This window comes from Roseomonas mucosa ATCC BAA-692 (assembly GCF_000622225.1).
GTDB classification, from domain to species: Bacteria; Pseudomonadota; Alphaproteobacteria; order Acetobacterales; family Acetobacteraceae; genus Roseomonas; species Roseomonas mucosa.
This window is the reverse complement of record NZ_JHWD01000002.1, coordinates 46,914-67,190: the sequence shown is the minus strand read 5'-3', so window position 1 is coordinate 67,190 and position 20,277 is coordinate 46,914. Positions and strand designations below refer to the sequence as shown.

The 20,277-nt window shown below is 70.8% G+C and carries 17 protein-coding genes; 9 read left to right on the top strand and 8 right to left on the bottom strand.

Annotation, left to right across the window (positions count from 1 at the left end):
- Positions 1-92 precede the first annotated feature (92 nt).
- The 6 genes from BT98_RS25880 (at position 93) to BT98_RS0102850 (ending at position 8,339) form a co-directional block, all read left to right on the top strand.
- The gene (locus BT98_RS25880) at positions 93-908 is read left to right on the top strand and encodes a lysozyme inhibitor LprI family protein (protein ID WP_051544242.1); all 816 of its coding nucleotides are present in this window, start codon (positions 93-95) and stop codon (positions 906-908) included.
- Positions 909-1,031: 123 nt separating this feature from the next.
- Positions 1,032-1,772, top strand: a complete 741-nt coding sequence (locus BT98_RS0102865) for an SDR family NAD(P)-dependent oxidoreductase (RefSeq protein WP_019460080.1) — start codon at positions 1,032-1,034, stop codon at positions 1,770-1,772.
- Between the two features lie 194 nt (positions 1,773-1,966).
- Entirely contained in the window at positions 1,967-3,334 is a 1,368-nt protein-coding gene (locus BT98_RS0102860; protein ID WP_019460081.1) for an NAD-dependent succinate-semialdehyde dehydrogenase, read from the top strand.
- Positions 3,335-3,680: 346 nt separating this feature from the next.
- Positions 3,681-5,765 carry a hydantoinase/oxoprolinase family protein gene (locus BT98_RS0102855; protein WP_019460082.1) on the top strand — a complete coding sequence of 695 codons (2,085 nt, stop codon included), beginning with the start codon at positions 3,681-3,683 and terminating at the stop codon, positions 5,763-5,765.
- Positions 5,762-6,718, top strand: a complete 957-nt coding sequence (locus BT98_RS26460; protein ID WP_079253294.1) for a DUF4357 domain-containing protein — start codon at positions 5,762-5,764, stop codon at positions 6,716-6,718. Before BT98_RS0102855 ends, BT98_RS26460 begins: the two co-directional genes overlap by 4 nt.
- Positions 6,708-8,339, top strand: coding sequence for a hydantoinase B/oxoprolinase family protein (locus BT98_RS0102850; RefSeq protein ID WP_019460083.1), 1,632 nt, complete (start codon positions 6,708-6,710; stop codon positions 8,337-8,339). The genes BT98_RS26460 and BT98_RS0102850 overlap by 11 nt, the downstream gene beginning before the upstream one ends.
- Before the next feature lie 46 nt (positions 8,340-8,385).
- Here the strand turns inward: BT98_RS0102850 and BT98_RS0102845 are convergent, their stop codons facing one another.
- Positions 8,386-9,147, bottom strand: coding sequence for an SHOCT domain-containing protein (locus BT98_RS0102845; protein WP_019460084.1), 762 nt, complete (start codon positions 9,145-9,147; stop codon positions 8,386-8,388).
- Between the two features lie 327 nt (positions 9,148-9,474).
- On the opposite strand from BT98_RS0102845, the gene BT98_RS0102840 reads away from it, so the two are divergent.
- Entirely contained in the window at positions 9,475-10,746 is a 1,272-nt protein-coding gene (locus BT98_RS0102840; protein WP_076970085.1) for a sensor domain-containing diguanylate cyclase, read from the top strand.
- Positions 10,747-10,780: 34 nt separating this feature from the next.
- Here the strand turns inward: BT98_RS0102840 and BT98_RS0102835 are convergent, their stop codons facing one another.
- The 3 genes from BT98_RS0102835 to BT98_RS0102825 are packed head-to-tail and all read right to left on the bottom strand — an operon-like array spanning position 10,781 to position 14,630.
- Entirely contained in the window at positions 10,781-11,995 is a 1,215-nt protein-coding gene (locus BT98_RS0102835) for a hypothetical protein (protein ID WP_019460086.1), read from the bottom strand.
- A complete protein-coding gene (locus tag BT98_RS0102830) occupies positions 11,992-13,239 on the bottom strand; it encodes an O-antigen ligase family protein (RefSeq protein ID WP_019460087.1) in 1,248 nt (415 codons plus the stop codon). The genes BT98_RS0102835 and BT98_RS0102830 overlap by 4 nt, the downstream gene beginning before the upstream one ends.
- Positions 13,236-14,630, bottom strand: a complete 1,395-nt coding sequence (locus tag BT98_RS0102825) for an aminotransferase (RefSeq protein ID WP_026033016.1) — start codon at positions 14,628-14,630, stop codon at positions 13,236-13,238. The genes BT98_RS0102830 and BT98_RS0102825 overlap by 4 nt, the downstream gene beginning before the upstream one ends.
- 263 nt (positions 14,631-14,893) lie before the next feature.
- Here BT98_RS0102825 and BT98_RS28530 point away from each other — a divergent pair, with 263 nt between their 5' ends.
- Together BT98_RS28530 and BT98_RS23025 are read left to right on the top strand one after the other, a co-directional pair.
- Entirely contained in the window at positions 14,894-15,136 is a 243-nt protein-coding gene (locus tag BT98_RS28530) for a hypothetical protein (protein ID WP_323874315.1), read from the top strand.
- 9 nt (positions 15,137-15,145) lie between these two features.
- Complete coding sequence (locus BT98_RS23025; RefSeq protein ID WP_323874331.1) at positions 15,146-17,197, top strand: molybdopterin-dependent oxidoreductase; 2,052 nt, start codon at positions 15,146-15,148, stop codon at positions 17,195-17,197.
- Positions 17,198-17,216: 19 nt separating this feature from the next.
- Here the strand turns inward: BT98_RS23025 and BT98_RS0102815 are convergent, their stop codons facing one another.
- The 4 genes from BT98_RS0102815 to BT98_RS0102800 form a co-directional block, all read right to left on the bottom strand.
- On the bottom strand, positions 17,217-17,450 hold the full coding sequence (locus BT98_RS0102815; RefSeq protein WP_019460090.1) for a hypothetical protein: 234 nt from the start codon (positions 17,448-17,450) through the stop codon (positions 17,217-17,219).
- A 148-nt stretch (positions 17,451-17,598) separates the two neighbouring features.
- Positions 17,599-18,348: a class II glutamine amidotransferase gene (locus BT98_RS0102810; protein WP_019460091.1), complete on the bottom strand. Its 750-nt coding sequence runs from the start codon at positions 18,346-18,348 to the stop codon at positions 17,599-17,601.
- A 159-nt stretch (positions 18,349-18,507) separates the two neighbouring features.
- A complete protein-coding gene (locus BT98_RS0102805) occupies positions 18,508-19,329 on the bottom strand; it encodes an ABC transporter permease (RefSeq protein ID WP_019460092.1) in 822 nt (273 codons plus the stop codon).
- The gene (locus tag BT98_RS0102800) at positions 19,326-20,273 is read right to left on the bottom strand and encodes an ABC transporter permease (RefSeq protein WP_019460093.1); all 948 of its coding nucleotides are present in this window, start codon (positions 20,271-20,273) and stop codon (positions 19,326-19,328) included. The genes BT98_RS0102805 and BT98_RS0102800 overlap by 4 nt, the downstream gene beginning before the upstream one ends.
- Between the last annotated feature and the right edge of the window lie 4 nt (positions 20,274-20,277).

The window sequence follows — 20,277 nt, the reverse complement described above, 5'->3', positions numbered from 1 at the left end:
TCACCGCATCAGCGGCCGGGATGCCCTAGCTTCCGGGCAGGCCCGGTGCCGCCACGTGGCGGCACCGGGACCACATCCCGGGAGATCCGATCATGGCCCCTGCGTTCCTCCGCCTCCTGCTGCCGCTGCTGTGCCTCGTCCTTTCCGCCCTGCCATCCCCAAAGGCGAAGGCCGCCAGTTTCGACTGTGCCAAGGCAGGCTCTGCCGTGGAACGGATGATCTGCCGCGACAGCGGGCTTTCAAGACTCGACGAGGAGATGGCGGCCGCCTTCCGCGCCGCCGGCGGGGGCGGCGTGCCGGAACTGCGGGCCGGACAACGCGAATGGCTGGCCGAGCGCAACCGCTGCCGCACGGAGTCCTGTCTCAGGACCGCCTATGAGCAACGGGTCGCGACGCTGTCCGCGATCCCGGAGGCAAGGGAGGCAAGCCCGGCGCCCGCCGCGCCCGCCGGTGTCGCGGGTGACGGGAAGTACTGCAATTTCGGCCCTGGAGAGAGCTCCGACATGCTTCTCGTCCGGCGCGCTGCGGGAGGCGGCCTGAACTTCGTCCTGTCCTCCTGGACCAGTCGGGGCAGCAACTTCTCCGTGGAGGGTCTCGCCAGGCCGGCCGCCTCTCCGGGGGCCTTGAGCCCGGATGCCAGCTGGCGTTTCGAATCGGGCATGCGGTCCCGCGACCCGGCGGAACATTGCGCGGTGACGATCCGGCGGACGGCCGAGGGGGCCTATGCTGTCGCCACGGAGGAGGGCGCACGCTGCGAAAGCATGGCGGGCCAGGGTGCCGTGCTCTATGGAACGCTGGTGTTTCCGCCGAACTCGCGGCAAGGCAACGCGCCGGCCACCATGGGGCCGGAAACCAGTATGCGAATCGGCTGCGACCGCCCGGCCCGGCGCGTTCCGTCCCGGCGCTAGGCGCCGCCGGGCGCCCGCCGCTGTGGCGAAAGCTGCGGGCCGGGGTCGCCAGGGCCATCGCGGCAGGGGCCAAGGGGCCCGAAATGTTCTAGAAGATGGTGCGCCGCACCGAGGGTCCCCCGCATGTCCACCACCCGCAAGACCATGCTGCTGACGGGCGCCAGCCGCGGCATCGGCCATGCCACGGTCAAGCGCTTCCAGGAGGAAGGCTGGCGCATCCTCACCGTGTCGCGGCAGCCCTTCTCCGAGGAGTGCCGCTGGCCCGAGGCACGGGAAAGCCATCTCCAGGCCGATCTCTCCGATCCGGTGCAGGTAGGGGAGCTGATCGCCCTGGTGAAGCAGCGCCTGCCGGACGGCAGGCTGCATGCGCTGGTGAACAACGCGGGCATCTCTCCCAAGGGGTCCGATGGCGGCCGCCTGGGGGTGTTGCAAACGGACTATGCCGCCTGGAACGCGGTCTTCAACGTCAACCTCTTCTCCATCGCCCTGCTGGCGCGCGGGCTGTTCGAGGAGCTGCACGCGGCGGGCGGCAACATCGTCAACGTCACCTCCATCGTCGGCTCGCGCGTGCATCCCTTCGCGGGGCCCGCCTATGCCTGCTCCAAGGCGGCGCTGAACGCCCTGACGCGGGAGATGGCGCATGAGTTCGGCGCCCATGGCATCCGCGTGAACGCCATCGCCCCGGGCGAGATCCGCACCAGCATCCTCTCCCCCGGCACGGAGAAGATCGTCGAGGAGCAGATCCCGATGCGGCGCCTGGGCGAGGCGCGGGAGGTGGCGGAGACCATCCTCTTCCTCTGCTCCCAGGCCTCCTCCTACATCAACGGGGCGGAGATCCACATCAACGGCGGCCAGCACGTGTGACCTTGCCGGGCGAGGACCGGGAGGGAGGGCTGGGAATGCCGGGCCCGCGCCACCCGCATCACGAGCCCGTCACCCAAGCCGATCCGCCGCGCCGCCCGCCTAGATAAGCCTCCGGGCGGTGCCGTTCCCCGCTGCCGGGGACCACGCCGCGGCATCCTGTCCGGCTCCGTCCGAGCACAGAGGAGGCTCCCAGCATGGCGATCGCGTCGGTGAATCCGGTGAATGGCCGGACCGTCAAGGAATACGAGGCCCTGACCCCCGCCCAGGCGGCGGAGGCCGTGGAGGCGGCGCAGCGGGCCTTCCTCGGCTGGCGCCGGACGTCCTTCGCGGAGCGTGCGGCGCCGATGCGGCGGGCGGGTGCCGTCCTGCGCGACCGGGCCACGGAGTTCGGCCGCCTGATGGCCATGGAAATGGGCAAGCCGGTGGCGGCGGGCGAGGCCGAGGCCCGCAAATGCGCCACGGCCTGCGACTTCTATGCGGAGAACGCGGAACGCTTCCTCAGCCGCGAGGACGCGCCCACGGAATCCCGCAGGAGCTTCGTCGCCTTCAACCCGCTCGGCGTCGTGCTGGCGGTGATGCCCTGGAACTATCCCTTCTGGCAGGTCTTCCGCTTCGCCGCGCCGGGGCTGATGGCGGGCAATGCCGGGGTGCTGAAACATGCCTCCAACGTGCCCGGCTGCGCCCTGGCGATCGAGGAGGTCTTCCGCGATGCGGGCTTCCCGCGCGACCTGTTCCGCACCCTGCTGATCGGCAGCGACGCGGTGGATGCGGTGATCGAGAACCCGCTGGTGCGCGCCGTGACGCTGACCGGCAGCGGCCCCGCCGGGCGCAAGGTCGCCGCCAAGGCGGGCTCGGTGCTGAAGAAGACGGTGCTGGAGCTGGGCGGCAGCGACGCCTACCTGATCCTGGAGGATGCCGACCTGGAGGCGGCGGCCACGGCCTGCGCCAAGGGGCGGCTGATCAATTCCGGCCAGAGCTGCATCGCCGCCAAGCGCTTCATCGTCGTGGAGCCGGTGCGCGAGCGTTTCGAGGCGCTGCTGGTGGCGGCGATGAAGGCCGGCCGCTTCGGCGACCCCTTCGACAGGGACACCGAATACGGCCCCATCGCGCGGCGGGACCTGCGCGACGATCTGCACGGGCAGGTGCGGCAGAGCGTCGAGCAGGGCGCGCGGCTGCTGCTGGGCGGGGAGGTGCCGGAGGGGGAGGGCGCCTTCTACCCCGCCACGGTCCTCACCGACCTCAGGCCGGGCATGCCGGCACATGACGAGGAGATCTTCGGCCCCGTCGCCTCGGTGATCGGGGTACGGGACGAGGCGGAGGCCATCGCCGTGGCCAATGCCTCCGCCTTCGGCCTGGGCGGCGGCGTCTTCACCCGGGACCTGGCGCGCGGCGAGCGCATCGCGGCGGAGGCGCTGGAATGCGGCGCGGCCTTCGTCAACCAGCCCGTGGTCTCCGACCCACGCCTGCCCTTCGGCGGCGTCAAGGAGAGCGGCTATGGCCGCGAGCTCTCGCATTTCGGCATCCGGGAGTTCGTGAACATCAAGGCGGTCTCGATCGCCTGAACGTTCCGGGCGGCGCCGGTCCCCGAAGGAGGGGCGGCCCGTCCGGTGCCGCATTCCACGGACGCCTTGCCGCCCGGATGGACGCCAGCCCAGGGGCCGGATCGCGGGCCGGTGGCCCGGTGGCGGTGGCGCGAGGCTTTTCGCGCCCGCCACCCGGGGGCAGGATCGGGGAAGCAGGATCGGCGGACCCCCGGCATGTTCCTTGCTGGACCGCAGCCGATCCATGCGCCGGGGCTGACTGTATTCGCCTTTTCCCCTGCCCCGGGCGCGGCCTGAACCGTGGAGTGATGTCGATGCCGCAGCGCCTCTTTGCGCCGCAACCCCTTTCCCCGATGGACCCGGGCCGATGAGCGCCGATATCCGTCTCGCCGCCGATATCGGCGGCACCTTCACCGACCTCGCGGTGGAGCGGGTCACGGAAGCCGGCACGGAGCGCTGGACGGCCAAGGTCCTGACCACCCCCTCCGCGCCGGAGAAGGGGCTGCTGGAAGGCGTGGCGCTGGTGCTGGAGAAGGCCGGGCTCGCCGCGTCGGATGTGTCGCTGCTGGTGCATGGCACGACGCTCGCCACCAATGCGGTGATCGAGCGCAAGGGCGCCAGGACCGCCCTGCTGACCACCGAGGGCTTCCGCGACGTGCTCGCCCTCGGCAACGAGAGCCGCTACGACCAGTACGACCTGAACATCGCCCTGCCGGAGCCACTGGTGCCGCGCCGCCTGCGCCTGCCGGTGCCGGAGCGGCTGGACCATCGCGGCCAGGTGTTGCTGCCGCTCGACGAGGATGCGGTGCGCGCCCAGGTCGCGGCGATGCGGGAACAGGGCGTCGAGGCGCTGGCGATCGGCTTCCTGCACAGCTTCGTCAACCCGGAGCATGAGCGCCGCGCCGCCGCGGTCGTGCGCGACCTCTGGCCGGAACTCTCCATTTCGCTCTCCTCCGAGGTCAGCCCGGAGATGCGGGAATGGGAGCGCTTCTCCACCACCGTCGCCAATGCCTATGTGCAGCCGCTGATGGCGCGCTATCTCGCCCGCCTTCAGGTCGGCCTGCGGGAGATGGGGCTGGACGCGCCGCTCTTCATGATGCTCTCGGGCGGCGGCCTCACCACCTTCGAGACGGCCTCGCGCTTCCCGATCCGGCTGGTGGAATCCGGCCCGGCAGGCGGGGCGATCTTCTCCGCCCATGTGGCGCGGCAGCGCGGACTGCCGAAGGTGCTCTCCTTCGACATGGGCGGCACCACGGCAAAGGTCTGCCTGATCGAGGACTACGCGCCCCATGCCAGCCGCAGCTTCGAGGTGGCGCGCGTCGGCCGCTTCAAGAAGGGCTCCGGCCTGCCGCTGCGCATTCCCGTGCTGGAGATGGTGGAGATCGGCGCCGGCGGCGGCTCGCTCGCCGGCATCGACAGCCTCGGCCTGATCCAGGTCGGCCCGGAAAGCGCGGGCGCCGATCCGGGCCCGGCCTGCTACGGGCGCGGCGGCGAGAGGCCGGCGGTGACGGACAGCAACCTGATGCTCGGCCGCTACGACCCCGCGACCTTCGCGGGCGGCAACCTGACCCTGCATCCGCAGAAGTCGGCGGCGGCGCTGGAGGCGCATGTGGCGGGCCCGCTCAACCTTTCCCCGGAAATGGCGGCGCTGGGCGTGATCGAGATGGTGGACGAGAACATGGCCAACGCGGCCCGCGTCCATGCCATCGAGGCGGGCACGAGCTTCGACGGCTGCGCCATGATCGCCTTCGGCGGCGGCGGGCCCGTGCATGGCTACCGCGTCGCGGAAAAGATCGGCATCCGCCGGATGCTGGTGCCCTCGGGCGCCGGCGTCGGCTCGGCCATCGGCTTCCTGCGCGCGCCGGTGGGCTACGAGGTGGTGCGCTCGCTCTACCAGCGCTTCGCCACCTTCAACCTCGGCGCGGTGAACGCGCTGCTGGAGGAGATGTCGCGCGAGGCCAGCGCCATGGTCGCCCCGGGCGCCTTCGGCCGCCCGACCGAGGAGAAGCGCATCGCCTATATGCGCTATGTTGGCCAGGGGCACGAGATCGCCGTGGAACTCCCGGCGCGCGCCCTGGCGGAGGCGGACATCGCCGCGATCCGCGCCGCCTATGACAGCGAATACGCCCGCTTCTACGACCGGGCGGTGCCGGGCTCGGATGTGGAGATCCTGAGCTTCGCGCTGACCGTCGCCACCCTCACGGACAAGCCCGCTCCGGCCGCCCGGGCCGAGGCCGCGCCGGCCCCCGCGCCGGTAAGGACGCAGCGGGTGCGCGACACGGTGACGGGCGAGGTCGCGGACTGGCAGGTCTATGACCGCGCCGGTTTCCCGCCCGGCGCGGTGGTGCAGGGCCCCTGCATCGTCGCCGAGGCGGAAACGAGCACGCTGGTCGGTCCCGGCTGGAGCTGCGCCATGGACGGACTAGGCTATCTGGAACTTATTCGCGCATGAAATTATCGCTCACGCGCCTTATCAGGATACAGCTCGTAACCGGCGATCCTGAGGGTTTGCGCTCAGCAAGTATTGCTGGACGTACGACAGAGATTTCTGGATGCCCATGGACCGATCTTCCGACGTTACTTAGGCGGCCGGAAGCCGAGCGGCCTGCAGTCTATTTCCTCATCGGCACTCCTCTATCTGAGAGTCAGACTGAAGGGCTTCAGGAAGCGATTTATGTCGGAGAATGCGATTCTCTCAAAGATCGATTTTCTGGAAAACACCACAAACAAGAGGCTGCTGACTGGACCCAAATTTTTCTAGCGACCGAAACTGGAGATACATTTAACAAAGCACATGGGCGGCTAGCTGAACATTTGCTGACGCGCAAAGCTAGAGATGCAGGTCGGGCATTGGTTCTAACTAGGCAAACTAGCGAAGGAAATATATCGGACGGAGATACGGCGTTTACGCAGGAGTTCGTGGAGAATGTTGTAATTTTGGCCCAAGTTCTTGGGGTGACTCTGTTCAGGCCATCAATACACGCAACCAAATCTTTGCTGCAAGACCAGCCTGGAACAAATGCTTTAGTCTCGAGTGATCAAATATGGGTATACCGTTATGGCAAACAAGCTGTGTCAGCAAAAATGGTCCAGGATGGAAAAAGATTCGTGATATTGGCTGGTTCCGAAACTAGAGCTACCCCTGATCCAGTGGGGCAATACTTCGGTAAAAGTATTCGCACTGCGGCCATCGAGGCTGGTGCATTAGTTAAAGACGAGAAAGAAAACGTCTATCGTTTTGTGAAAGATTTTCAGGTTGGTAGTTTATCTGCTGCTGCAGCGGCGATTTATGGGCAAAACGCTACCGGTCCAGATGCTTGGTATGACGAAAAAACCAATATGTCTTATCGTGATTGGCTTAACAAAAAGGCTTCGACCGCCGCGGAGATAAATAATGGCAATTGATGCACTCGCCGCCATCCAGCGGCAGATCCAGTGGAACCGCCTGATCGCCGTGGTGGAGGAGCAGGCGCAGACCATGATCCGCACCGCCTTCAGCACCACGGTGCGGGAGGCGGGCGACCTGTCCGCCGGCATCTTCGACCTGCGGGGCCGCATGCTGGCCCAGGCCGTCACCGGCACGCCGGGGCACGTGAACTCCATGATGGAGAGCGTCGGGCATTTCCTCGCGAAATTCCCGGTCGAGACCATGCGGGAGGGCGACCACTACATCACCAACGATCCCTGGCTGGGCACGGGGCACCTGCACGATCTGACGGTCGTGACGCCCGCCTTCCGCCGTGGGAAGATCGTCGGCCTCTTTGCCAACACCGCGCATGTCATCGATGTCGGCGGGCGCGGCATGGGGCCGGAGGCGCGCTCGGTTTTCGAGGAGGGGATCTACATCCCCATCGTGAAGTGCTTCGACCGGGGCGTGGCGAACGAGACCTTCTTCGACATCCTGCGCGCCGGCACCCGCACCCCGGCGGAGCTGGAGGGCGACGTCTACTCCCTCTGCGCCTGCAACGACGCCGGCGTGCGGCGCCTCGTCGAGATGATGGACGAGTTCGGCATGGAGGGCGTGGACGAGCTCGCTGCCTTCATCTTCGACAGCAGCCTGCGCGCCACGGTGGCGGAGATCGCGAAGCTGCCGCAGGGCACCTACCGCGCATCGATCCGTTCCGACGGCTACGAGGCACCGGTCGAGCTGCGCGCGGCGATGACCGTCGCGGGCGACCATATCGAGGTGGACTACGAGGGCACATCGGGACTCTCGGGGCGTGCCATCAACGTCCCGGCCGCCTATTGCCGCGCCTATGCCTGCTTCGGCATCAAATGCGTCGTGGCGCCGGAGATCCCGAACAACTGGGCCAGCCTGCTGCCCTTCCGCATGGTGATCCCGGAGGGCTGCATCCTGAACGCGCCGCGCCCCTATCCGGTGGCGGTCCGCCACATCATCGGCCAGCTCCTGCCCGACCTGATGATGGGCTGCCTGCACCAGGCCGTGCCGGACCGGGTGACGGCGGAAGGCGCCTCGGCGCTGTGGAACCCCCCGCTGCGCGGCGGCTCCGAGGTGAGCGGCCAGAACGCCGCCCTGCCGGATTTCGAGATCATCACCTTCAACTCCGGCGGCACCGGCGCGCGCCCGGCGCGGGACGGGCTGGACGGCATCGCCTTCCCCTCCGGCGTGCGGACCATGCCGGTGGAGGCGACCGAGAACGTCGCCCCGGTGATCTTCTGGCGGAAGGAGCTGCGCCCGGATTCCGGCGGCGCCGGCCGCACCCGGGGCGGCATGGGCCAGATCATGGAGATCGGCACGAAGGGCGAGGCGGAATTCGCCGTGAACGCCATCTTCGACCGGGTCGAGAACGCACCGAAGGGCCGCGACGGCGGCGAGGACGGCGCGCCGGGCTGGGTCGGCCTGGATGACGGCACGCTGCTGCGGCCCAAGGGCTACCAGGTCATCCCGGCCGGGCGGCGCCTGCTGCTGAAGCTGCCGGGCGGCGGCGGCATGGGCGACCCGGCGGCGCGCGACCCGGCGCTGGCGGAGCGCGACATCGCCGACGGGCTGGTGACGCGCCGCTGAGGCGGCGGGCCGGGGAGACCCGATCCCTGGCCCCCGCCTGTTTCCGTCAGAGGCGGCGCAGCAGCGAAGCCTTGCTGTCCCGGAACTCCTCCTCGGTCAGCAGGCCCTGCTGGTAGAGCCTGCCCAGCCTTTCCAGGGCGGAAAGGGGCTCGCCCGTGCCCGCCGCTTCCGGCGTGCCGGGCAGGGCGGCCCCGTGCCCCGCGGTCCCGTGCCCGGCCGCCGGTTCCGGCTGGGCGGAGGCGTCGTCCGTTCCCTCGGCCAGCGGCAGCTCCGACAGGCGCAGCTCGCCATGCTGGCTGCTGAAGCGGAGCTGGCCCGGCCCGGACCCCGATTGCGACTGGGACACGCCGCCGATCCTGTGCTCTCCCGTGTCATAGAGGGTGACGGTCCCCGCCGTCTCGATGGCCAGCCGCCGCGCCTCGGGAAACCAGGCATAGCGCTGCCCATTCTGCGCCCCGCTGGTGGCGGGCGTGCCGAGGCCCTCCGGCCACCAGCTCCGGCCGGACCGTTCCGGCAAGGCAGCCTCCGGCTGGTCCTCCGCCGGCATGTCCCGCATCCGGGCCGACAGGTCGCCGAGCAGCGCATCGACCCTGATCTTGAGCGCGCCGTTGAACATGTCGCCGATCATGACCATGCCGTCGCCGGCCCACTGGCCCATGCCGCCCAGCTCGGGATGGCTGAACTGCGCCTGCCGCCCCTTGCCCGCACGGAGCGCCTGGTAGGCTTCCCACGCGGCCTCGTTGCTGAAGCCATGCCGCCGCGCCAGCATGTCCAGAAAGGCCGGGCCGGTCTTCGTGCTGTCGCTCATCCTGCTTCCTTCTTGGGCCGCCACCGGTGCGCCGCGGCCCCGGAGAAAGGCCAGGAAGAAAGGAGCATCCCGCCCCGTGCCGCTCGCTGTCACCCACGGCTTCAACGTCATGGGGCCGACTTCGTCACGAAACCCCTGTCACCACCTGACCTGAAATCTGTGCAGGGAGCAGTCATGCGGGAAAGCCGCTGTTAAAAAGTTGCATATGCCGTATGAAATGCAACTATAGGGGTGGGGAAGGCTGGTGCTTTCGTGGAACGTTGTTTGAAACACGATATCCGCCAACACGCCGTGGCTGGTCAGATTGATCCGCCCCTTGCGGAAGCCATGCCTGACGGATTGGAAACCATCGGCGTCATCGGCCAGATCCTCGACAGCCAGGGGCTGGCGCTCTGCCTCTTCGATGCCGAGGACCGGACCCTGCTCTGGAACCGGACCTTCCTGCGCTTCTTCCCCGAGCATGATGGCCACGTGCATGTCGGGGAGCCCTATGCCAGCAACCTGGAGCGCTTCTACGCCGCCCGGCTCAACGGCCCGGAACACGACCGCCTGCCGGAATTCGTCGCGGCCGGCATCGCGCGCCACCGCACCCAGACCCGCCCCTTCAGCTTCGAGCATCGCGGGCGCCGGCTGCTGGTCTCCTCCCTTCCCTTGCCGCAGGGTGGGCGCGTGCGGGTCTGGAAGGCGTTGGCGGAGGCCCTGCCGGCGAGTGAGTCCAGGATGCCGGTCGATCCCTTCGCGCACCTGGCGGATGGCGCGACGGTGCTGGACCGGGAGGGCCGGATCACCGACGCCAACCAGGAATTCGTCGAGCTCTACGACCTGCCCTCCAAGGAGGTCGCCATCGGCCGCACCTTCCGGGAGGTCCTGCAACTCCTCTGGGAGGGACAGGCCGATGCGGCGCTCGATGCCTTCCTCGACAATGCGCGCTTCGCCGGCGCCGCCTTCGAGGTGGAGCTGCCGGGGGACCGCTGGCGCCGCGTGATCGAGCGGCGCATGGAGGACGGTACGGGCTATGTCAGCCATGCCGACATCACCACGCTGAAGCGCCAGCAGCGCGAGCTGCAGGAAGCCTATGAGCGCATCGCAACCATGGCGGTCACCGACGGGCTGACCGGCATCGCCAATCGCGGGCATTTCGAGGCGGTGCTGGAGGAGGAGGCCCGGCGCGGCGGCCGGAACCGGCAGCCGCTGTCCCTGCTGCTGATCGACATCGACCACTTCAAGCGGATCAACGACCGCTTCGGCCACCCCACCGGGGATACCTGCCTGCGGATGGTGGCGCGCTACATCGACCGGGGCATCCGCCGCCCCGGAGACCTGGCCGCCCGCTTCGGCGGAGAGGAATTCGCCGCCATCCTGCCGGGCACCGATGCCGAAGGCGCGCGCGTGGTGGCCGAGGCGATCCGCCTGGCTATCGAAGGCGACCACACGCATGACTTCAATGCCAGCCAGCCGGTGACGGTCAGCATCGGCGCCGCCTCGCTGACCCCGGCCCCCGGCGGCGTGGAGGATGCGGGGCGGCTGATCCGGGAGGCCGACGACGCGCTGTACCGCGCCAAGCGCGCCGGCCGGAACCGCGTGATCCTCGCGGCCTGAACCTCTCCCCGGCCGGGCTGGCCAGGACCCCGCTTCAGCGCAGGTCCAGCGCGTCCTCGAAGCCGATGCGCGGAAAGATCTCCAGCATCCCGCCGCGCGTGGCGTTGCGGACCCAGCCGCCCTCCGCCTCCGCCAGATGGCGCGCGAGCAGGAAGCCCGTGCAGATGTCGCGCCAGGAGGGCGGGATCCAGCTCCGGCCACCGCGGTAGCCGGGGATGAAGTGGTTGCCCTCGGCATGGGCGAGGCCGTCCTGCCCGGGTTCCGCGCCCTCGAAGTGGAAATCCGCCCCGTAGATCACGAAGCGGCGCACCCCCATCCACCACAGGAGCTGGAACGCGGCGAAGGGCGAGGAGCCGCCGGCCCCCACCACGCGCCGCGGATCGAGCGAGAAGAGGGTCGGCCAGACGGCGGCCTGACGCAGCCAGATCCAGTCGCCAGGCAGGTCCGGCCGCGTTTCCGCCGCCAGGAAGACCGGGCCGCCGGCCTCGCGGACGATCTCCCCGCCGAAATCGCCGATCACCTGCCCATCGCCGCTCAGCGTATAGGTCGGGCGGAAGCGCATGCTGCCCTGCGCGAGGTGGAAGCGGTTGAAGGCGATGCTGAGCCGCCCCTGGAGGCGGTCCAGCTCCTCCGGCCGCACCGAGGGGCCGTTGCCGATCAGCCAGGCAACCTGCCCGGCATGGCGGCCATGCAGGGCATCCAGGCACGGGTCCGGTGCCGGGTTGGGCGCCATCCAGGCGGAAAGGGGGTTGGTGACCAGCCCCCGGTCCGGCCCCAGCGTGACGGCGAGCCGCACGGGGGCCTCCGGCAGGCACGCCTGCCAGAGGCCGCCCCCCGCCGGCTGGAGCGGTTCCGCGCGGTGATCCACCAGCAGTCCAGGGGACAGGCCGGCTTCGGCCCAGGCCCGCACGGCGGCACCGCCTCCATCGAGGGGCTCCAGCGTGGCCAGCCCGGCCCGCTCCTGGACCGCCGGCAGGGGCGCCAGGGACAGCAGCGGCGCCTCGCCGCTGGACAGCAGCAGCCGCACCGCTTCCGGCCCCACCCCCGGCGGCAGCACGGCGGTGGCCTCGACACGGATCTCGCCACCTGGGGCCGGGATGATCTCCACGGCGGCATTGGTCAGGGGCGGCAGGCCGCGCAACCGCCCATGCACCGTTCCGGGTGGCAGGGAGCCGGCCAGCCGCAGCCCGATCTGCAACAGGCCGGAGGCCGGGCTGTGGCGGATGTTCAGTCCCTCGACCCGGTTCATGGCCGCGCCTTTCCCGGAATCCGGGCCGGGCCGAGGGCCGAGACCATGGCGACGGCAAGGGCCTGGCTGGCCACCCACCAGGGCTGCCACGCGCCATAGGAGAACAGGAAGGTCACCAGCGCCGAGGCCAGGACGCCCAGGGCCAGCGGTCCCGGCGCCCGGAAGGCCAGCGCGGCCCAGATCCCGGCGCAGAGCAGCAGGCCCGGCCAGCCCAGCTCCAGCCGCAGTTGCAGCGGCGCGTTGTGCGGGTGCAGCGGCAGCGCCTCCACGCCCGGCCGGTCGAAGAAGGCACGCGCCTCGGGGCCGGTCATGCCCAGCCGGCCGAGGTTCTCCGTGGGGAAGTTGTCGCGGCCGCCGGGAATGGCGCGGCTGGATTCCATGCCCCAGCCCAGCCAGGGGCGCTCGGCGGCGCGGCTCCGCGCGAAATCCCAGATCAGCACCCGGTGGACCGCCGAGAGCGGCAGGTGCGCGGCGACCTCCGGCCGGGCGAGCAGCGCGGTGGCCATCGGGGCAAGCAGCACCACCGCCGCCACCCCGGCGGCGGCGAGGGTCCGGCCCGGGCGGGCGGGCATCCAGGCAAAGCACGCGGCCACGGCGAGGCCCACCAGCCCGGCGATGCGCGCCGTATCCCCCGGCAGGGCGAGCAGGGCGATGGCGCCCAGCAGCGTGCCGCCGATCCGCAGCGCGCGGGGCAGGGGGGCGGCCGGCAGCAGCGGCAGCAGCAGCGCCATGACCGAGGCGGCGGGCTTCAGCCCGAAGGTGATCTCCGGCCTCCAGACATGCAGGCCGCGCACCCCCATGCGGACGGCATTGCCGGTCAGGTTGTCGATCGTGGCCAGCGCCAGCCCGGCCAGCACGCCCCAGAAGAGGTAGAGCGCGAGCGGACGGGCATCCTCGCCCTCCACGCCACGCGCCGCGGCGGCGGCCAGCAGGGCGATCCCGCCGAACTGCGCGGCGGCGGCGAGGCTCTGGCGCGGCTCGACGGCCCAGAGGGCGGACAGCCCGCCCCAGAGCGCGAGCGCCAGCGCAATCCAGAAGGGAAGGCCGGCGGGCAGCGGCCAGCGTCCCTGCTCCCGCCGGGCGGCGAGGACGGAGAGCAGCAGGCAGGCCAGGGCGATGGGCGCCATCGCCTTGGATTGCAGGACCGCCGCGACGGGCGCGATGGCGGCCCCCAGCGCAAGCGGAAAGGCCGGGCTCCTCCAGGAAGCCCGGCCCGGCAGGCCCGTGGAAGCGAGGCTGGTCAAACGACCGTCAGGTTCTCGCGGCGCAGCTCCACCGCGAAGGCGTCGAGCGCGCGGGAGAACCGCTCCAGCATCTCGTCCACCTCGCCCTCGGTGGCGATGATCGGCGGCGAGAAGGCGATGCTGTCATTGCCCAGGGCGCGGGTCAGCACGCCTTCCTTCTCGCCCAGCGCGGCGAGGCGGTAGCCCAGCTTCTTGCCGGCGTCGAAGTTCCGGTGGCTGGCCTTGTCCTCGACGATCTCGACCGCGCCGATCATGCCGATGCCGCGCACCTCGCCCACCAGCGGATGATCGGCGAAGCGGCGGCGCAGCTCGGCCTGCATATGCGCGCCGACTCGCTGCGCGTGCTCGACCATGTTCATCTCGTCATAGATCTTCAGCGTCTCGATCGCGACCGCCGCCGAGACCGGATGGCCGGAATAGGTGTAGCCATGGCCGAACACGCCGACCGAGGCGCTGCCTTCCGCCAGCCCGTCGAAGATCTGCTGCGTGACCAGCACGCCGGAGATCGGCAGGAAGGAGGAGGAGAGCGCCTTGGCGCAGACGACGATGTCCGGCTTCAGGTCGAAGGTCTGCGAGCCCCAGTAGGAGCCGGTCCGCCCGAAGCCGCAGATCACCTCGTCGGCGACGAAGAGCACGTCGTACTTCTTCAGCACGGCCTGCAGCTTCTCGTAGTAGGTGCGCGGCGGGATGACGACGCCGCCGGCGCCCATCACCGGCTCGGCCCACATCGCCGCGACCGTGTCCGGCCCCTCGCGCAGGATCAGCTGCTCCACCTCGTCCACGAGGCGGGAGGCGAAGGCCTCCTCGGTCTCGCCCGGCTCGGCGCCGTGGTAGTGGTGCGGCGTGGAAACGTGGAAGAAGCCCGGCAGCGGCAGGTCGAAGAGCTTGTGGTTGGTGGGCAGGCCGGTCAGCGAGGCGGCGGCCACGGTGATGCCGTGATAGGCGCGCAGGCGGGAGATGATCTTCTTCTTCTGCGGCCGGCCGATGGCGTTGTTGTAGTACCAGACCATCTTCACCGCGGTGTCGTTGGCCTCGGAGCCGGAATTGGCGAAGAAGGCGCGCCCCATCGGCACCGGCGCGCGCTGCACCAGCATCTCGGCCAGCTCGATCATCGGCTCATGCGACTTGGCGCCGAAGCCGTGATAGTAGGGCAGCTTGCGCATCTGCCGGTCCGCGGCCTCGCGCAGCCGGTCGCTGCTGAAGCCGAGCGAGGCGCACCACAGGCCGGCGACCGCCTCCATGTACTCCTTGCCGCTCTCGTCCCAGACGCGCACACCCTCGCCGCGATCGATGACCAGCGAGCCGTTCTGGCTTTGCGCCTTGAGCTCGGTGCTGGGATGCAGGACATAGGCGGCGTCGCGGGCAGCGGCGGAGTTCGCGCGGGGAGGCATGTCGGAGGCGCCCTTCTGCTGGATCGGAAGGCGGCATCCTAGGCCCGTATCCAAGCGGGCGCCCAGGGGGGAGGAGGCAGGATTCCGCGCACGGAGGCATGATCCGCATGGCCCGCCGCCAACCCACCCATCCCGAGGCATGATATGCCGCCGGCAGGCCCATCCGTGGCATGATCCGCCTCCATCCCAGGGGCAGGCTGTGGCAGAGATGGCCTGATCCCGCACACCGCACCGCAGCACGACAGCCGACGAGAGCCCCCGCCATGACTCGCACCCATCCGCACAGCGCCCATTGGGGAGCCTTCGACGCGGTGGTGGAAGGCGGCCGGCTGCGCGAGGCCCGGCCCTTCGCACGCGACGCGGCGCCGGGGGCGCTGCTGGCCAGCATTCCCGGCGCGGTGCATGCGCGCAGCCGCATCGACCGCCCCTATGTCCGCGAGGGCTGGCTGCGCGGCGGGCGCGCCGGGTCGGAGCGCGGGCGCGACCGCTTCGTGCCGGTGCCCTGAGACCGTGCCATCCGCCTCGCCGCGGAGGAAACGCGGCGGGTGCGGGCGGAGGCGGGGGATGCCGCCATCCTCGGCGGCTCCTATGGCTGGAGCTCGGCCGGGCGCTTCCACCATGCGCGCTCGCAGCTGCACCGCTTCCTCGGCCTGGGCGGCGGCTTCACCGCGCAGGTGACGAACTACTCCTACGGCGCGGGCATGACCTTGATGCCGCATGTGCTGGGTACCAACGACGTGCTGCAGGGGCCGGTGACGGACTGGGACGGCATCGCCCGCCACGCGCGGCTGATGCTCTGCTTCGGCGGGCTGCCGCTGAAGAACGGGCTGGTCACGGCGGGCGGGGCGGGCAGCCACGACTACGCGCCGCAGATGCGCCGTGCCGCCGAGGCGGGCGTTCGCTTCGTCAACATCTCCCCCTTCCGTGGAGACTGCGCGGAATTCCTCGGCGCGGAATGGGTGCCCATCCGCCCCAACAGCGACGCCGCGCTGGTCCTCGCCATGCTGCACGCGCTGGTGACGGAGGGGCTGGAGGACCGGGACTTCCTTGCCCGTTGCACCGTGGGCTGGGAGCGGCTGCGCGCCTATGTGCTGGGCGAGGCGGACGGCGTGGCGAAGAGCCCGGACTGGGCCGCGCCACTCTGCGAGGTCCCGGCGGAGACCATCCGCCGCCTGGCGCGCGAGGCCGCCGGGGCGCCCACGATGATCACCGCCACCTGGTCGCTCCAACGCGCCGAGCATGGCGAGCAGCCCTGGTGGGCGCTGGTCGCCCTGGCCAGCGCCCTGGGCGGGATCGGTGAGCCGGGGCAGGGCATCGGCTTCGGCTACGGCTCGATGAACGGCATGGGCACGCCGCGCCGCCGCCTGCCCAGCGTGAACCTGCCGGCCACACGCAATCCCGGACCTTCCATCCCTGTTTCCCGTGTCGTGGAACTGCTGGAGCGGCCAGGGGAGGTGCTGTCCTACAACGGCCGCGACATCACCCTGCCGGAGATCCGGATGATCTGGTGGGCGGGCGGCAATCCCTTCCACCACCACCAGGACCTGAACCGCTTCCGCCGCGCCTGGAACCGCGTGGAGACGGTGATCGTGCAGGAGCCGTGGTGGACCGCCCCGGCGCGGATGGCCGACATCGTGCTGCCCGCCACCACGACGCTGGAGCGCAACGACATCGGCTCCTCCTCCTCCGACCGCTTCGTACGCGCCATGCACCGGGCCGTGCCGCCGCAGGGGCAGGCGCGCAACGACCACGACATGCTGGCCGACATGGCGGAGGAGCTCGGCTTCCGCGAGCGCTTCACGCAGGGGCGGGACGAGGAGGCCTGGCTGCGGCACCTCTACGGCCAGTGGCAGCGCTCCTGCGCGCATTTCGGCGTGGCCGTGCCGGATTTCGACCGCTTCTGGGCCGAGGGCCATGCCGAGATCCCGCCGCCGAACGAGGGCTTCACGATCTTCGACGGCTTCGCGCGCGATCCGGCGGCGAATCCGCTGAACACGCCCTCCGGCAAGGTGGAACTCTTCTCCGAGACCATCGCCCGCTTCAACTACGGGGAGATCCCCGGCCACCCGGTCTGGCGCGAGCCGCGCGAATGGCTGGGCGCCCCGCTGGCGGAACGCTTCCCGCTTCACCTGCTCTCCTACCAGCCGGCGACACGGCTGCACGGGCAGATGGATGACGGGCGCGTCTCGCTGGCGAGCAAGATCCAGGGCCGGGAGCCGATGCTGATGCACCCGGCGGATGCGGCGGCGCGTGGCCTCGCTGACGGGTCGGTGGTGCGGGTCTTCAACACGCGCGGCGCCCTGCTGGCCGGGCTGCGGCTGAGCGCGGAGATCCGCCCCGGCGTGGTGGCGCTGGCCACCGGCGCCTGGTGGGACCCGCAGGAGATCGGCGGCGAGACCCTCTGCGTCCATGGCAATGCCAACGTGCTGACGCAGGATGTCGGCACCTCCCGTCTCGGCCAGGGCTGCGCGGCGCAGTCCTGCCTGGTGCAGGTGGAGGCCTGGACCGGCGCCCTGCCGGAAATCCGGGTGCACTCGCCGCCGCCGGTGCTGGAGGCGGCGGAATAGCGGCCCTCCGGCCCGGGGATCAGGCGCGGCTGTAGCGCTCCGCGGCCGGGCGGAAGCGTGCCGCGCCCTGGCCGACCGGACGGTAGGCGGGCGGGGCGGACAGCCGCGTGCCGTTGTGCAGATAGGCCGTGATCCGCTGGAACTCCTCCGGATCGAGCTCGCCCGGGCGCAGCGATTGGCCGGCCTCGACGGAGCGGTGGGAGGCCATCAGGGCGACGAGTTCGGTGAGACCGATCGAGCGATAGCAGGTCATGGCGGCAATTCCGTGCCTCGAAAGGGGTCCGGCGCGACCCGGCAACGGGCCGGGAAGGAACATCCGCAGGTTATTCGATATTGAGATGCATTCGCAAGTAGCGATCGCAGGGTGGAGGTGCGGCACCGCGCGCCCCCTGTCCCGGCCGTCAGGCCACCCGCGCCATCGCCGGTTCCAGGGCCTGGATCGCCGGCGCCGCATCCGGATGCAGCACCAGCGCGTGCCCGCGCGGCACCTCCCGCCAGTTGGCCCGGTTCTCGTCGATCGGCTCGGACACCAGCACGAGCCCGCTCGGGGTGTGGCGGAAGTAGAGCGAGGGCGGCTGGGCGTCGCAGGCCCAGCGGAAGGCCCAGAGGCTGCGGCCGTCCGAAAGCGCGGCGGTGAAGCGCAGCGGCGACTTGATCCCCGCCTCGTCCATCAGCCCGCGCACCCGGTGCAGCGTCCGCATCACCGCGCCGACCGGCTCCTCCTCCATGCCCGCGGCGAGGGCGGCCAGAAACAGCGCCTCGCTGTCCGAGGTGCCGCCCCGGGCGGTGTAGAGTTCGTCGGGGATCAGGGCCTCCACCCGGCGGCGGATCGTGCTCCAGCCCCCGATCTGGCCGTTGTGCATGAAGAGCCAGCGGCCATGCGTATAGGGGTGGCAGTTGGCGCGGGTCGTGGCCGTGCCGGTCGCCGCCCGCACATGGGCGAAGAAGAGGCGCGAGCGGACCTGCGAGGCAATGGAGAGCAGGTTCTCGTCCGACCAGGCGGGCCGCAGCTCGCGATACAGGCCCGGCACCTCGCGCTCCCCGTACCAGCCGAGGCCGAAGCCGTCGCCATTCGTTTCCGTCTTGCACTCGGAGGCGTGCAGGGACTGGTGGATCAGCGAGTGGCAGGGCGTCGCCACCAGCGTATCCATGAGAATGGGCTCACCGTGATAGGCAAGGAATCGGCACACGATCGGGGCCTTTGGCGGTTTCGAGGCAAGGCCGTTCTAAACCCGATCCACGGGGCAGAAAAAGTTTCCTCGGCGTCATTCCGGCTGTGAGGGCATGTTTTCCCGCTCCTCCGGCCATGCTCAGTGCCGGCGGACACCATCCGCCAGCAGGGTGCAGCCCGCCACCGCCAGCATGATCGCGAGGCCCGGCCAGATGGCGACCTCGGGCGCGGAGAGCACCAGATCCTGCGCATTGGCCAGCATGTTGCCCCAGGAGGGCGCGGGCGGCTGGATGCCGAGTCCCAGGAAGGAGAGGGTGCTTTCCGCCAGGATCGCCCCGGCGGCGGTGAGCGAGGCCGCCACGGCGATGGAGGGGGCGAGGCTCGGCAGCACATGGCGGAACAGCACCCGCGCCTCGCCCGCGCCCAGCGCCCGCGCCGCGCGCACCCAGTCCCGCGCCAGCACCGAGCGGGCGGCGGCGCGCACCAGCCGCGCCACGCCGACCCAGCCGAAGGCGGACAGGATCAGCACGATGCGCGTGACATCCGCCGCCGTCTCGCCGCGCGGCAGGCCAATGGCGCTGGTATCCATGGCCGCCAGCAGCACCAGCAGCGGCAGGGCAGGCAAGGCCAGCAGCCCGTCGGCGAGGCGCATCAGCAGCGCGTCCAGCCAGCCGCCGCGCCAGGCGGCCAGCAACCCGATCCCCGTGCCCAGCGCCGTGGCGAGCAGGGCGGTGGCCAGCCCGGCGGCGAGCGAGACCCGCCCCCCGGCCAGCAGCCGCGCCAGCAGGTCGCGCCCCAGTTCGTCCGTGCCGAGGGGATGCTCCGCCGAGGGCGGCGCGAAGCGTGCGAGGAGGTCCTGCGCCTCCGGATCGAGGCCGAGGGCCTGGCTGATCGCCCCGGCCAGCAGGGCCAGCAGGAGCAGCGCCACCAGCAGCACGAGGCCGAGGCGGAAGCGGATCATCGCGGCTCCTCCCCACGCAGGCGCGGGTCCAGCGCCTGTTGCAGCAGGTCGGCGCCCAGCGTCGCCAGCATGGTCACCAGCGCCACCAGCAACAGGGCGAGAAGGGCGAGGTTGTAGTCGTTGCCCATCACCGCGTCGTAGAGCAGCTTGCCCATGCCGGGCCGGGCGAAGACCGTCTCCGTCACCAGCGCGCCGGAGACCAGCGCCCCCACATCCACCGCCGCGATGGCGAGGACCGGGATGGCGGCGTTGGGGAAGGCATGGGTCCAGGCGATGCGCGCCCCGCCCGCCCCGCGCGCCCGCGCCGCGAGGATGAAGTTCTGCCCCAGCACGCCCCGCATCGCCGCCGCCGTGTGCCGCGCATAGGCGGCGAGGCCATGGAAGGCCAGCGTCACCACCGGCAGCAGGGCGAAGCGCCATTCCGCCGGCCAGCCCGCCTCCGCCGTGCCGCCCGCCGGCAGCCAGCCGAGCCGCACCGCGAAGAGCAGGATGGCCAGGATGGCGAGCCAGAAGACGGGCACCGACTGGCCCAGGATCGCCACCGCCTCCACCGCCGGGGCGAGGCGCGGGCGCAGCGCCGCCAGCATCCCCATCGCCACGCCGAGCCCGGCGGACAGCAGCAGCGCGGCGCCGAGCAGTTCCAGCGTCGATCGCAGGGCCGGCAGCAGGATCTGCGCCGCCGGGCGGGCATAAAGGCGGGAATAGCCGAACTCGCCCCGCAGCACGGCTTGCGCCCAGGCCCACCAGCGCAGCAGCAGCGGCTGGTCCAGCCCGTGCAGCGCGCGCAGCCGCGCGACATCCTCGGCGGTGAGATGCGGGTCGTTCAGCGCGGCAAGCGAGACCGGGTCGCCCGGCATCAGCCCGATCGCCAGCCAGGCAAGCAGGGACAGCAGCGCCAGCGACAGCGCCATCTGCGGCAGGCGCCAGCCGATCAGCCGCAGCACGGGG

Coding starts and splice junctions, on each gene's coding strand:
- BT98_RS25880 (WP_051544242.1), top strand. CDS start 93: ATGGCCCCTGCGTTCCTCCGCCTCCTGCTGCCGCTGCTGTGCCTCGTC.
- BT98_RS0102865 (WP_019460080.1), top strand. CDS start 1,032: ATGTCCACCACCCGCAAGACCATGCTGCTGACGGGCGCCAGCCGCGGC.
- BT98_RS0102860 (WP_019460081.1), top strand. CDS start 1,967: ATGGCGATCGCGTCGGTGAATCCGGTGAATGGCCGGACCGTCAAGGAA.
- BT98_RS0102855 (WP_019460082.1), top strand. CDS start 3,681: ATGAGCGCCGATATCCGTCTCGCCGCCGATATCGGCGGCACCTTCACC.
- BT98_RS26460 (WP_079253294.1), top strand. CDS start 5,762: ATGAAATTATCGCTCACGCGCCTTATCAGGATACAGCTCGTAACCGGC.
- BT98_RS0102850 (WP_019460083.1), top strand. CDS start 6,708: ATGGCAATTGATGCACTCGCCGCCATCCAGCGGCAGATCCAGTGGAAC.
- BT98_RS0102845 (WP_019460084.1), bottom strand. CDS start 9,147: ATGAGCGACAGCACGAAGACCGGCCCGGCCTTTCTGGACATGCTGGCG.
- BT98_RS0102840 (WP_076970085.1), top strand. CDS start 9,475: ATGCCTGACGGATTGGAAACCATCGGCGTCATCGGCCAGATCCTCGAC.
- BT98_RS0102835 (WP_019460086.1), bottom strand. CDS start 11,995: ATGAACCGGGTCGAGGGACTGAACATCCGCCACAGCCCGGCCTCCGGC.
- BT98_RS0102825 (WP_026033016.1), bottom strand. CDS start 14,630: ATGCCTCCCCGCGCGAACTCCGCCGCTGCCCGCGACGCCGCCTATGTC.
- BT98_RS28530 (WP_323874315.1), top strand. CDS start 14,894: ATGACTCGCACCCATCCGCACAGCGCCCATTGGGGAGCCTTCGACGCG.
- BT98_RS0102815 (WP_019460090.1), bottom strand. CDS start 17,450: ATGACCTGCTATCGCTCGATCGGTCTCACCGAACTCGTCGCCCTGATG.
- BT98_RS0102810 (WP_019460091.1), bottom strand. CDS start 18,348: ATGGATACGCTGGTGGCGACGCCCTGCCACTCGCTGATCCACCAGTCC.
- BT98_RS0102805 (WP_019460092.1), bottom strand. CDS start 19,329: ATGATCCGCTTCCGCCTCGGCCTCGTGCTGCTGGTGGCGCTGCTCCTG.